Raw genomic sequence first — 14,354 nt, forward strand, 5'->3', positions numbered from 1 at the left:
CTAAAGTTCTTTGGTGGCATTATGATTTTTTTTAAGCGCTGCACGATATTCATAAATGATGATTTTCATATCGTCCATCATCTTATTATAAAGTTCCGAAACAAAAATAGTGTTGTATCCCTCTTTATATTCGGGTGTTCCTTTTTGATCTTCCCCTTTTCTACCTCTTAGGTTTCTTTTCTTATCGATGATAAAAACGTTTGGTGTTGCCAAGCTAGTATCGAGCTTCCCTACCAATTGAAGTTTGTCATAGAAAGTAGTTATTTCATTTGGAGAAGCAAAAACAAAATTCCATCCTTTGTGTGTGCCTAATTTCTGTATGTCTAATTTTAGTAACTCCTCAACCTGTTTCTGCGTTCCGTCAGGTAAAACCATTACAACCTGAAAATCTTTGAAATCTTTATATTTATCATATATAACTTCATAAAGGTTAAAAAAGTTTCCTTTATGTTTAATCACATCACTTCCTGTAAAGCCAAGTATGGTGATTTTATTAGTTAAAGCAACTGATTTATTGTCTAGAGTTTTCCAAGTGTTAACTTCTGGAATGTTTTTGGTAATGATTGGCAAAGAAATAAAACTGTTTACGCCGGAAGCAAAAAAAAGATAGGCAACTATGGGTAAAACAAACAAGACAAAAAGGACAATATTTTTTTTCATTTGGATTGTGAAAAGCGGATGTGCAAAAATAAAAAAATCCCGTCTGTTTCAATAGAATAGACGGGACTTTTTTTGAATTAATATAGTGTTAAAAATTCCACTTAATGGTAGCATTTTTAAAAACCTCGAAAATGTAATCTGCTTCAACAAGAAGTATAAATAATAAATATAATACAAGGAAAATAACAGTCGCAACAACTGACCAACGCAAACTGCTTTTTTCACCTTCCATGTGCATGAAAGCCCAAACAATATAGTATGCTTTATAAAGAGTTAATAAGATGAATACCCAGTTTAACAAGTTCATGCTTATGAAGTTATTCATATATAAAAAACTTGGTCTTGTTATACCTAAGTACACCTCAACTGTGGTTACTACAGATAAAAGGATGAAAACCATCCAGATTCTTCTTGTATTTGATACGTGCTCGTGTGCGTGTGCGTGTGACATAATATGAGTTTTCTAAAAAATTAAACTAAGTAGAAGAATGTAAATACGAATACCCAAACTAAATCGACAAAGTGCCAGTAAAGTCCAACTTTTTCTACCATTTCGTAGGTTCTTCTTTTCTCATACGTTCCTAAAACAACGTTTAAGAAAATAATGAAGTTGATAATAACTCCTGAGAATACGTGGAATCCGTGGAAACCGGTAATGAAGAAGAAGAAATCAGCAAATAATTTACTTCCGTATTCGTTGTGTTTCAAATTAGCGCCTTCAACAACAATAGCACTATTCGCTACCATAATATCCGATTCGGCTCTTGTTAAGATTTCTCTTTTTTTGTTATGATTTAAACCCGGTTCAAGCTTTTTGTTCGCTTTATCTTCAGCGGTGTCTCTATATATTTTTTCAGTTCTGATTAATAATTCAGGATGTGCTTTATATCCGGCCTGAACCTCAGCAACAGAATAGGTCGTTAGGGTTTCTTCATCTTTCATGAACCACTTTCCTTTGTTTCTTGTCAACTCTTCTCTTTGACCCGTTAAGCGTACTGCAAAATCTTCCAATTTTACTCTTTCGCCTTCATTATTTACGAATTGGATGATGCTTCCACCTTTGGTTTCTACAGCACCATATTCGCCCTTGATAAAATTTTTCCATTCCCAAGCTTGTGAACCAACGAAGATTAAACCACCAAGAATAGTCAATAGCATATAGAACGCTACTTTCATCTTCTGCATGTGATGACCTGCATCAACCGCCAAAACCATAGTTACAGAAGAGAAAATTAAGATAAAAGTCATCAATGCCACATAATACATCGGTGCTTCTACACCATGCATAAACGGAAAGTGCGTAAACACTTCGTCGGCAATAGGCCAATTATCAATAAATTTAAATCTAGAAAAACCATAGGCCGCAAGAAAACCAGAGAAGGTCAAAGCATCCGATATGATGAAAAACCACATCATCAATTTGCCATAACTTGCTCCCATTGGCTCATTTCCGCCGCCCCAAGTAGTTGAAGTATTATTTCCAGTAGTAACTGTAGCTCCCATAAAAGTTATAAGTTAAAAAGTTCCCAAATTTAGATTTTTTTTCTTATTTAAAGAAATATAAAAACAAAAACAAACAAATCCATAAGAAATCAAGAAAGTGCCAATACATTGCACCTAGCTCAATTCCAAGTGTTTGACTTGAATTGTATTTTTGTTTAAAATGATTATAAATTATGATTAAAAGACAAATTAATCCTCCGGCAAGATGCGCCAAGTGAACCGTCGCAATTACGTACAGAAAAGTTGTGGCAATATTACTCTCCGGTCCGGAAAAAAAATAGCCGCTATCCATCAATTGTCCGAAGCCTTTAAATTGAAAAAACACAAAAGAGATTCCCAAGGCTAATGTCAGAAAAAGAAAATTGGTTGTGAGCGTTCTATCGTCTTTTTGAATGGCTTTTTTGGCCAAATGAAAAGTAATGCTGCACAAAATAATCGCTAGTGCACTAAAGTAAAAAGCGGTTGGCAACTGGAAATCTTTCATCCAATCTTCTCTCGATTTACTCACTACAAATGCACTCACTATTCCGGCAAACATCATTGTCATGCTTCCCATTGCAAACAACAACAATAGTTTTGCTGATCTTTCTTTTCTTTCTTTGTGTTCTTGGGCAGTCATTGTCATATCCATTATCTTAAAAATTTATCTATAATATAAACTAATTGCAGCAAAGATATATAAGAAACGCTTACCAGCATTAATGTTCGGGCAGCTTTTGAAGTCCTTTCCTGATATAATTTCACCGCATAAAAAATCATCCAAAGACCAAGAAAAAATACGATTCCCGCTGCAATTGGCGAAAGAAATAATCTTCCGGTATAACCCAAGCTTGGCAACATAGAAGCGACTAACAACCAAACGCAATACAAAATGGTTTGCAAGGCAGTTGATGTGTCTTTTTTTCCTGTTGGTAACATAAAGAATCCAGCTTTTTCATAGTCTTCAAATAAAAACCAGCCAATGGCCCAAAAGTGTGGAAACTGCCAAAAAAATTGTATCAGGAAAAGCGTTCCTGCTTCAATGCCAAAATTATTCGTCGCCGCAACCCAACCCAACATAAATGGAATCGCGCCGGGAAATGCTCCAACAAAAACCGAAAGCGGTGTATATTGTTTTAATGGTGTATAAACACTGGTATACAGAAAAATAGAAATCGCGCCAAACATAGCCGACTTTGGATTGATAAGATACAACAATATCAAACCAATAATAGTCAACAAACTGGCTATAAACAACGCATGATTTGGAGACATTCTTCCCGAAGCCACCGGACGGTTTTTGGTTCTGTCCATCAACGCGTCAAGATCTTTTTCAATGACTTGATTAAACGCGTTTGAAGCACCAACCATGCAGTAACCACCAATGGCTAACATCAATAAGGTTGTCACTTTTAAATCATGAAAATCAAGCACGCCGAGCAAATAACCCGCAATAGAGGAAAACACCACGCTGATAGCTAAACCCGCTTTGGTGATTTCTTTGAAATCAATCGCAATTTGTTTGAGGGAAAATGTAGAAGCAGTCGCGTTCATTTGTAGTCTTAAAACTGCCGCAAAGGTACTTTATAGAAAACGATTTGACAAAAAACAATTCATAAAAATTAATGATTATTTTATGATTAAAATAGGAATTGCAAATCAACTCTATCGGAATTGTAGATTTACAATCCATGAAAAAAAAATCTAGCAAAAAACCCACTAAAAAAGCCTGACAGGTCTTAAAGACCTGTCAGGTTTTGCTATGTTTTAAACTATATCCTAATAATCAAAATACCAATTAAAGATATCACATCTTAATCCAACAGAGAACCAAGTGGTGCTTTCTTTAATGGCTGTTGCGGTTTCGGTTGCAGGATTAAAATTTCTGTAGATAAAACTACCAAATAGTTTCATGTTAGTTGAAGGGTTTATCAAATAGCCCGCTTGCAAATCAGTGATGAAAATGCTGGTTTTGTTTCCTTGTCCAATGTTTACGCCTGTATCATTTGGTCTACTATCGTTATAACTCAAATAGATGTTGCTTCCGTAATTAAAATTGTCGGTAGCGTTGTTAAGATCCAATCCGCGTTCGCCAACCGTAATTTTAGCATCTGCAAAATACCTTCCTTTATGATAACGGGCAATGGCAATAAATTCCTTGAAATTTCCGCCCCATTGGTGTCCTAAACTTTGGTTGTTGTGACCATAGTTAGTAATGGCTTCGCTATGCGCATACACATAAGGTCGCACATGATTGTATTCTACCTGCAACAATAAATTTTTAATGTTGAATGCATTGTAATATTTGGCTCCTAATTGATACCCAAACTTATTTTTCCAGCTCTTATTCCCTGCCTTTACTGCTTCCAATGAAAATTCATCTAACAAAAACTGCCCGTAAAAATTGATTTGATTGTTCCATTTTACTTTGGTTGTCAAACCTAACAATGCATTCCCGCTTCTAGCCGAAGAAGTAAATTCCACGGTACGATAAAATATAATTGGGTTTACAAAACTCATGTCAAAACCACGATTGTTTTTGTTGGTCCAAATCACCGACTCAAACAAACCAATATTCCATCGATTGGTAATATTCAAACTCAAATAATGACTGGCAGCAAACTTGGTCGCATAGGTTCTGTCTTCGGTAACTTCGGAACGGACATCTTTGAGCCATGTATACAAATTGGTGTATTTTATTTTCCAAAAACTAGTATTCAATTTAAAATAAGGATACGGACTCGCTCCATCACCCAACAACAACGAACGATAACCATCGCCAATAAAATTCTTGCCATAACCCAAATTCAAATTGATGAATTTACTTGGCGTGTACGATAAATTGGCCTCAGCCATTGGGAAATCATAGGCGTCCGATTTGAATTCTTTAGCAATTCCAATTCCGGGAATAATAGCTGGATTTCCACCATCGGGTTTTATCGATTCTGCATAACTATTGAAGTAATCAGCAAATCGTCCTTGACTTTCGTATATGGTAGTTGTAAAATTTAATTCCTTTCCCAAACCACCATTAAATTGAATTCCTCTGGTGTTTATATAAGTATAAGAAGAAACGCTTGGGTCACTTTTCCCAACTTGGATATCGAAAATTGGATTCAGTGTAAACCAATAATCCTCGCCTTGAATTTCGACTAAATTTTCGTTCCAAAGTTTTCGGCCAAACCATACTGTCTTATTTTTTAAGAGCTTTTGATTTTCTTCTTTTAAGTTATAATATTTAGAAACTTCCGCATAAGAAAAGGGTTTTGAACCAGTATGATTATTGGCGCCAACTTGATTCAAAGCACCATCAAACTGCGAATAGTAACTGTGTGAAAACGGAATATTAATATGACTTTCAAACTGTGGATTGTCAAATTTTTTATACTTGATGCTGTCTAATTCTGTAAGCTGTTTGTTGTTGGGTTTGTGAACGTTTGACTCCTTTTCGGCCAAAGCATCCGCATCTTTTTGTGCTTGCAAGTCGGCTGCGCTTTGCAAAGGAATGGCTATTTTGATAGTGTATTTGGCATATGTTGGTTTTCCGTTATACGTTGCCGGAGAAATCTTTGGCATTTTTGCAAATACTCTTTTGCTTTCGGCGACTAATGCTTCATCGATAGCATCAACATATTGCACTTTAAAATTTCCGGTATCATTCACTTCAAAAAGTACAATTACATTTCCTTTGAAATTATTTTGTTTCAGGTTTTCAGGCACATTAAAATTAGTGTACACAAAATCCTGCACTTGATTGTAAAAACAAGTTTCTAATGCTTGATACTGTAAGTTTTCGCAAGTCGGAAAAACAGGAAATCTTTCGGCAGCTTTTTGGGTAACCTGAGCATTAATTGTGCTTGTTAAAAAAAGCAGTACAAAAAAAGGTAGTATTTTCTTCATTTTCTCTAAATATATCGATTCAAGATAGGATTTTGTATTCATTCGATAAAAGTAAAAAAAAATCCCGTCTCGATATCATGCGAGACAGGACAATCTTTATTATTTATTTGTTTGCTATCTTATGTCTTTTAATTAAAACAAATAAAACTAAGGCCACTAATGCGCCGCTAAAATTTGCCAATACATCAAATATATCTGCATGTCTTGTCGTGGTGAATGTTTCCTGCAAAATCTCAATCAGTATTCCGTAGCAAAGTGAGCTTGTAACAACGAACACTATTTTCTTTAGTACTATTTCATTTAGCTTCAGCCAAAAATAATATCCCCAGAGCATTGTAAAAACAAAATGAAGCGTAAAGTGAACATATTTGTCAGCTCCTGAAACCCTAATGGCAGGCAAATTGGTGAACTTGAGCAAGCACAAAACAGCAATTAACAGCGTCCAACCTAGGGCTAAACTAAACGTAGCTTTTTTAAGCACCAATGAGTTGTTTGTAAGCATCACTCGAAAGTAATTCTTCTACTTCAGCGGCGTTTGAAATTTTGATTTTCACCATCCATCCTTTTCCATAAGGATCTGAATTAACATCTTCAGGATTTCTTTCTAATTCCTCATTAAACTCAATAATTTCTCCCGACATTGGTAAAAATAAATCAGACACCGTTTTCACTGCTTCAACGGTTCCAAAAACTTCGTCTTTGTCTAATGTTTGGTCTAAAGTTTCTACTTCAACATAAACAATGTCGCCCAATTCTTTTTGTGCAAAATCGGTGATGCCAACAGTTGCTATATCGCCATCAATTAAAACCCATTCGTGGTCTTTAGTATACTTTAAATTGCTTGGTATATTCATTTGATATTAAATTTAGACCGTAAAGATACCATTTGATATTGTAATTTTTATTGAAAAATACGGGTTAGTTTCCAAAATTATATCGCATAGTAAAACCAGCTCTAATGTTCGTTAATGGAAATGATGTAGAAATTACAGGTTTTGAGAATGAATGGTCATAGAAGAAAATTGCCGTCAAGTTTTTACTAAACGAATAATCGGCTGTTAATTTTGCTGACCAAATATTTTGTCCGCCTCCTAATTGATTGTTATCATAATCTAAATAACGTACAATGGTTTTATTGTTTCTATAGGAGAAATCAATTTTTAAATTGATATCACTCTTAATAATTCCGGTTGGATTATCCGCTAATTGCGAAGAAAAAATGACGTCTTTAAAGCGATATCCAACACCAACAATATATTCTTTACCTTGAACCTCTGTCAATAAATTATTGTCAAAACTCATCGATAAACTTCTGTCTTTTTTAATTTCTGCCAAAATTTTGAACGCATTTTTCATTTCAAAATCGATACGAATTAACGGATTGAATTGCTCTACTAAATTGATATTGGCAATAATTGTTTTGTTGTAGAAGTTCCCAATATTACCATTATCCTGTTGTACTGAAGAATTTGGATCATAATCAAGATTTGAACGGAAAGAGTTTATCGTATACGAAGCTCTGTAAGCATGTTGAATAGAGAAACGTTTGAACCTTTCTTTAAAGAATTTATAACGCATCAATCCGCTGTACTTAATTGTCCAGTTTGGAATTGGGAAGTTTCTAAAAGCACCTAAAGAAATATCTTTGGAAGTCTCACCCGCACCTGTTGTGTATAAACCTGTATAAGCTGCCAAGAAAGAGGGAATCAAAACGGCTTGATTGTTTTTACCGAAACCAATTGGGTAACCAAAGTTATTAGTATAAAAATTATAATTAGGATCTGTTGGTAGCGGAACCTGATTCGCTCCGTCTCCGTATGTTGGGAAATTTGGCCCACCATAATATTGTGTTGCTAATCTGTTGGCAATAATAATTCTGTTATCTCTAAAATCCTGAAAAGAGGAAGAGTAATTTTCATCACTTCCTTTAAAGGAAGTTTTTAGCATCACTGCAGAAATAGAGAAGTTTCCGAAGTTGTATGGCGATTGAGCGTGATAGTAATCTCCGTTTGCATCCGGAAGGTCAGTAGTATTGAATTGTTCCGAATAGTTATTAGCATACGTTCTGTCTGCACTTAAATCAATTTTAAAGTCGGGAAACAAATCAACATTAGCCGTAAGATTTAATGTTTTGGTTACAACTTGCGTATAGTTTTGATTAAATTCCGGATAGCTTGTCAACCAACCTCTTTTCGCAGCTTCATAACGAACGTCATCTTGTCCTCCAAAAACAAAACTTAGTGATGGTTTTGCCGAACCAAAGAAACCTAATCCAGGTAAGAATCCAGGAAGTACTGTTCCTTCGTTTTGAGTGTAGTTAATCTGAATGTTTTTTACACTTGTTAAAACGCCTTTCAATCCGTCTAAAAACACATTAGTTGTTTTGGCAGGTTGCGTTTTGACGCCGGTTATTTTTTCTCCTGGTTTTGGTAACGCAGCTGGTTTCTGAGCTGGTGCAGCAGGTTTTTTACCTAATCCAATATATTTATAAAAAGATTCCATGTTGAATGCCGTGTTCAAACGATGTGAACCAGCATTTTGAATGGTGTTTCCTAAATCATATCCATCAACTGAATTCATAGCTAATGAAGCTCTTTGCCAACTATAATCTCCGGTATACGAATAGGTCGATTTTACAAACGCCAATACTGGAATTTTGTTGATTGGCAATTCATAGTTAACAACAATTTGTTGGTTATGCTGATTTGGTGTTCCAATATTCCAAAAATCTGTCCAAATCGTATTGCTATTATCCGGAACGTTATTTTCATCTAAATAAGTACGAACAATATTGTGCGTCGATGCTGTAAAGTTTACTTTTAAAGCTTTTGTGAGGTTATAATTAAATCCGTATAGATAGTTGAACATATAATTTCTTCTAAACAATGGATCTAAAGCAATTCCGGCAACATCAACTTGTCTAAACTGCTGTTTGTTGTATTGTCTGATAATGTTACTGCTAAATGAAATACTTGCCGGCAGATAGTTGAAATTGAAATCACTAAGCATTTTCCAATACGAACTTTTCTTAAAGAACTTACTTTTCTTAAACGGTTCAATTGCTTTATTTTTGAAAGTATAGGTATAATCAACACTAGTATTTACTTGCTGATCTATATAATTTTCAATTTCGTAATTGTGCTTTTCAACTTGATTATAGGAATACGAAAGGGTTAAATTCTCAGGGTCATAAATGCGTTGCTTTTGTTCCGGAGCTCTGTCTTTTTTGACACCAATAAAGTTGATGCTTTTTCTTTTTGTAAAATCGATTGCTCGGTTTCTCATATTTTCTCTCTCAGCAGCATCCGTGGTATTGTCGATCAACTGTTGCAAACGAATATCCTGATTAAACGGATCATACTCCGGCGTAATTAATTCTTCGCCAACAGCATAATTGAATGGTAAATTAATACCCCATTTTTTTGGCAATAATTTCCCTAAACTAAGATTAGTAACAATATTATACTGCTGCATATCTTCTCTGCTTCTTTCTTGTGGTGCTTGTTCTAAAGCTCCAAAGCCAATGGTACTCATTCTTCCTGTAGCAGAAACTGTAGCAAAATCGGCTAAGTTCGTGTCCATATTTAAAACAGCTGCCATTCCGCCTTTGTTATTCAAATCGGCCATACGCAATTCGTTAAACCAAACCTCACCACGAACACTATCTGTATGATTATTTTTAATACCAACCATTAAGGTTCTTACCAAACCAAAATTTGGAGTTCCTTTAATTCCCAAACGTAAGTTTGGATCACCATCACCATCAGGAAGCGTGATGTCATCATCCGGATAGTAAATGCCATCAGGGAATGTCGTTAAATCGAGACCTAATGATTTAACTTTCATTTTAGTTAACAATGACAAATTTAGATTAATCTCATTAGCATCAGGCCAAATAGTTTCTGCTATTGATTCAGTATCTCCTGTTGGCACTCCTGGCGGAGTTACTTTAAGTGGAATTTCAACTTGATAAAAGTTATTGGTAAAGTCATTTCCAAAACGAATAAATGCCTTCATTTGATTATCCTGCAATGGTGTTCCGTCTGTTGGCAATGCCTCTGCATGTAAAAACATTTTCAACTTATTGTATTGACGCATGTCAACTTCAACATTTTTAAATACCGCTCTTGAATCGCCAACTTCTAATCCTCCTGTTCCTGCTGGTGTTCCGTTAACTCTTAACGAAAGTGATTGCTCATTTTGATTAATAACTTGTTGCCCGTTTTGAAGTTGCTCTCTAACAACACCAGGCGGTGTTACATAAGGAATAGGAACTCGCTGTGAGTTTTCTTGAATGTTAACTGACAACACATCAAAATTGGTATTATCAAGTGAAGGGTCATCTGCTGTTTGAAATGAATTCTCATAACGTCTCCATTCACCGCGAACTAAATCTAAAGCCCCAAAACGAACTGTAATTGGTTTGTCAAATCCCGTCATAAACATTCTCATAAAACGGATAGAACGAAAATCAGAAATACTACCAACAACTGAAGTTGGCTGCGATACCGGAATTTTAAATTGAATCCATCTTGCTTCTGTTGGATTTTGATTTCGAATATCTGAATCTCGAAGCGTGGTTGGAACAATATCTGTAATAAAATTGGATCCAACAACCATGTTCGGTTGCATATCAATTTTATACTCATAATAGGCATTTGAATAATTCATCGTGTTGTCACGATTTATATCTTCAACATCCGGAATCGTAGATGACCCTCTATTGTCATTTGAAACTCCAACTGGTGAGTTGCCTTCAACTCCATTATAATTTTTATAACGGTCAAAAATGGTTGAGCCCGTAGCACTTAAAAAATATTGATAATCATCCCCTGCAGGGTCAGCAAGACCTGCATATCCTCCAATTCCGGGAAGGTTTTGTTCAGCTGCATCTCCGATACCGTCAAATCCAACATCTTGAGCTGTTCTATTAGCTCCATCAACATCAAAAGCATAGATAAGTGATTGCGATGAAGGGACTTTACCCCAAATTGTAGTATTGGTTAACGATTGTGAAGCGCTGTTAGACGGCAATCCATTTTCATATTGCTTACGCTCATCTTTTAAAACGTCTTCTGATATTTCTCCCAGATTAAAATAAATTTGCCCTATGTTTGACGGGTTCGCAACAGCTGTTGGATTTCCCGGATCAAAATAAGGATCTAAAACCCAAAACTGAATATATTCAACATTACTTTGTTCAAAGTTTGTAGAGTTTATGGCACGCATAATTCCACCAAAATTTTCCCTGGCATCTCCCGTAGGTCCTGTACTAAATCCAGACGAAAGAGCTATTGGATTATAGTTATAAGGCCCTCTTTCCTCCGGATAATAGGTTAAATCTAAAGTATTAATTACCTGAGATTGTCCAACCTGAATGTCAGTATTAGGGTATAATTCACGGCTAAAAATCCTTCTCGTATTATTGGCAGAAATTCCATCCTGACCTATATCCCCTGGAGTTTGCACATAAAGGGTTGGGTCAATACTGTACCAGTTTAATTTGGCTCTTTTGTATCCATACTCTAAAGTAGTAGAAGCAGATCCAAAATCATTATAATAATTAGGATCACTAGTGATTGGCCTTTTTGGCACAGACGACAAACTCCAGGACTGAGCAGAACGCATATCAATGGTTGTTTGTGATCCTTCAAAATCGTCTACATAAACTGTTGGTTCCCCTTCAAACTGATCTGCTTTGGAAGCATCGGGTTTCAGGAAAGCCATTTCGCCACGTAAGGAGAAATTAGAAGGAACATCAGTATCTATATTCGGTAATTTATTAACCAATCGGGTTAAAAAAGGAACTTCGGTAGAATAATTGGCATTGAAACCAAAAATAGTATTGTTAACTGATTCTTGACCATAATTCGATTTACTCGTAAGTGGTCTTTCTGTCATTTTTATGTAGGTCGCACCTACTAATAATTTATCTGAGAATTTGTGTTCTACATTTATTCCCATAAATCTTCTGGTTTGTTGCCCAAAAGTGGAGTTGTTTTCCACGGAAACCTGAATTGGCGTATTAGATGCTTGTAACGAAGGATCCAAAATTTGAACTCTTCCAGCCTGATAATTCACACTATAATCAATTCCTTCCTGCAATACTCTTCCTCCTGCCGTAACCACAACTGAACCTCTTGGAACATTATAAGCTCCAATCGGAATTCCATCACCACCAGAAGATTTGAATCTTCCTCTTAATTGGAATTTATTTTTTTCAGCGTCTTGCAAAGCCGCCGCTTGTGTGCCGGCATACATGCTTCTGAATACATACTTTCTCTGATTAGCATTATAATCCGCAGTAGTTGGATCGCCATAATAGTTTTCGGATGGAAGCAAACGCAATTTTTCAAATAAGAGTTTACCAAACGGCTCAACTGTAGTAAATATAATTCGCCCATTTTGTTGATCAACTGTTAATCCCGGTAAAAAATCGAAAAAACCATCACCTCCAACTTGTGGGTCGTTATTGTAATTCAATTTATCAACATTGAAAACTTTTAAAAGTGGTGTTTCCGAAACATCATTTCCCGGTGGAGTTGTTGGACTTGTTGGAAAAGGTGTTCCTGCAACCGGACTAATATAATTAATCGGTGACGGATCACTATACAAAATGTTAAATCTGAAATCTTCCTGTTGTAATTGGTATCCGCCTTGAATTTGATAAATATTTTTCATCATCAAGTTCCAGATTGGTTTCTGAACATTGGTTAAATTACTCTTTAACATTTTCAGAATCAAACTCTGTGTGGATACTGATGCGTCATCAGGTGTTGTACCAGTAAGTACTGTAGAATCAACACCATCTGTTCCAAACTCTCCAACTTGATATACGTCATCACCAATAGTATACTGATACGCTACTGCTAATACTTCGTCATTAGCTAAACGTTGTTGCAACGAAATATAACCTAATTGTGGATTAAGTGTATACTCATTAGGTGCTAACTTTCTGGCATTTTCTAATTTGGAATAATCTGTTCCTTCGTCAACCGGATTGATATTATTAAAACCACCACTTGACGTGACAATATCTCGAATACTTGTTTTCAATAATCCGCCACCCGTAGTTATTAATTCTGGGTCATACTTATTATTGCTGTTATCAGAAGGTAAATCAGTTGCCGTAGGTGATAAGAAGAAGTTATTTGAAATATATTCAGTTGGATTTACAGCAACCACTCTACTGTTGTCGGTAAAATTAGACAACCTAGATTCACCTAAATCTTGTAGCGCAATAATATTTCTTAAGTTATTACTGGTGGTGCTTACACGATTTTGTCTGTTGGTTACCCAAACTTCAATCCTTGTAATTTGAACTCTACTTCTGATTACAGGATAATCTTTTAAGGCCTCATCGTATTTATTTCTAAAATACTGGGATAAGAAAAAATGTCTGTCAGAATCATAATCAAGGGCAAACATTTCAAAATCCTGAATGGTTCCGCCACCTTGAGCTGTAACTGATTTTGTTTGTGATTTTTGTTCAGAGAAAACTCCGGTTACTGTAGTTTTTCCAAATTGCAATTGAGCTTTTACTCCAAATAAACTTTGTGCTCCACGAATCAATGAATTTGAAAGTGGCATACTTACATTTCCAACTTCAATTTTCTGAATGATATCATCTTCCGTTGGTGCATATTCTAACTTGATAAGATTTTGAAAAGCAAAAGTTGATTCGGTATCATAATTGGCATTCACGCTCAATCGTGTCCCCACTTTTCCATTCAAACTCATACTGATTCTTTGGTCAAAATCAAAAGAAGTTTGTGATCTGTTTCTTGGTGAAAAAGCAGGATTGTCTTGCTTGGTATAGCGAACTCCTAAATCCATTTCAACAGAACCCGTAGGTTTAACATCAATTGTATTAGAACCAAAAATAGTTTCAAAGAAACTGGAATTGACATAATATCGAGGTAATAAATCCTTTTTCTTTGCTTCGCTTCCTTCTTTTTTACCATCAATTGCGTCTGATTTTTCTTTGAAATATTCGCGCATCGATTCACGAAGCACTAATTCTTCGTATTCTTGTGGTGTTAAAATTATTGGATAATTAATATTAAAACCATCCATTGTACTGGTATAGATATACCTATTTGTGGCTGGGTCATATGTATAAGCATTGACAATGCTATTTGGATTTTTTATTTCAACTTTACCGGTTGAATAACCTGTTGGTTCTGGATCGGTTGGTTTTGGTTCGGTTGGAGTTACTTGCGCAAAAACTGTAGCACTTAGCAACAAAATTAATCCTAAGACTAATTTTTTAAAGTTCAATATCGATTTTGTAAAGTATATTGTTTCCAAGA

General features: G+C 35.4%; 9 protein-coding genes. All 9 read right to left on the reverse strand.

The genetic code is table 11. The annotated features are described in order from the left end of the window. Entirely contained in the window at positions 1 to 660 is a 660-nt protein-coding gene (locus RMN97_RS06960) for a hypothetical protein (protein ID WP_309613800.1), read from the reverse strand. A gap of 88 nt (positions 661 to 748) precedes the next feature. Continuing rightward, positions 749 to 1,111, reverse strand: coding sequence for a cytochrome C oxidase subunit IV family protein (locus RMN97_RS06965; RefSeq protein WP_309613801.1), 363 nt, complete (start codon positions 1,109 to 1,111; stop codon positions 749 to 751). Positions 1,112 to 1,131: 20 nt separating this feature from the next. Next, positions 1,132 to 2,163: a cytochrome c oxidase subunit 3 gene (locus RMN97_RS06970; protein WP_309613802.1), complete on the reverse strand. Its 1,032-nt coding sequence runs from the start codon at positions 2,161 to 2,163 to the stop codon at positions 1,132 to 1,134. A 43-nt stretch (positions 2,164 to 2,206) separates the two neighbouring features. After that, positions 2,207 to 2,794 carry a cytochrome c oxidase subunit 3 gene (locus tag RMN97_RS06975; RefSeq protein ID WP_309613803.1) on the reverse strand — a complete coding sequence of 196 codons (588 nt, stop codon included), beginning with the start codon at positions 2,792 to 2,794 and terminating at the stop codon, positions 2,207 to 2,209. Further along, a complete protein-coding gene (gene cyoE / locus RMN97_RS06980; protein WP_309613804.1) occupies positions 2,794 to 3,696 on the reverse strand; it encodes a heme o synthase in 903 nt (300 codons plus the stop codon). The genes RMN97_RS06975 and cyoE overlap by 1 nt, the downstream gene beginning before the upstream one ends. 225 nt (positions 3,697 to 3,921) lie before the next feature. Further along, positions 3,922 to 6,042 carry an energy transducer TonB gene (locus tag RMN97_RS06985; protein WP_309613805.1) on the reverse strand — a complete coding sequence of 707 codons (2,121 nt, stop codon included), beginning with the start codon at positions 6,040 to 6,042 and terminating at the stop codon, positions 3,922 to 3,924. A gap of 103 nt (positions 6,043 to 6,145) precedes the next feature. Further along, positions 6,146 to 6,544 (reverse strand): VanZ family protein, encoded by a 399-nt coding sequence (locus RMN97_RS06990; RefSeq protein ID WP_309613806.1) that lies wholly within the window; start codon positions 6,542 to 6,544, stop codon positions 6,146 to 6,148. Further along, positions 6,516 to 6,896 (reverse strand): glycine cleavage system protein GcvH, encoded by a 381-nt coding sequence (gcvH, locus tag RMN97_RS06995; protein WP_309613807.1) that lies wholly within the window; start codon positions 6,894 to 6,896, stop codon positions 6,516 to 6,518. Before gcvH ends, RMN97_RS06990 begins: the two co-directional genes overlap by 29 nt. Positions 6,897 to 6,960: 64 nt before the next feature. Beyond that, on the reverse strand, positions 6,961 to 14,352 hold the full coding sequence (gene sprA, locus RMN97_RS07000) for a cell surface protein SprA (RefSeq protein WP_409024881.1): 7,392 nt from the start codon (positions 14,350 to 14,352) through the stop codon (positions 6,961 to 6,963). Between the last annotated feature and the right edge of the window lie 2 nt (positions 14,353 to 14,354).

It is taken from the genome of Flavobacterium sp. (genome assembly GCF_031381455.1).
In the GTDB taxonomy this organism is placed as follows: Bacteria; Bacteroidota; Bacteroidia; order Flavobacteriales; family Flavobacteriaceae; genus Flavobacterium.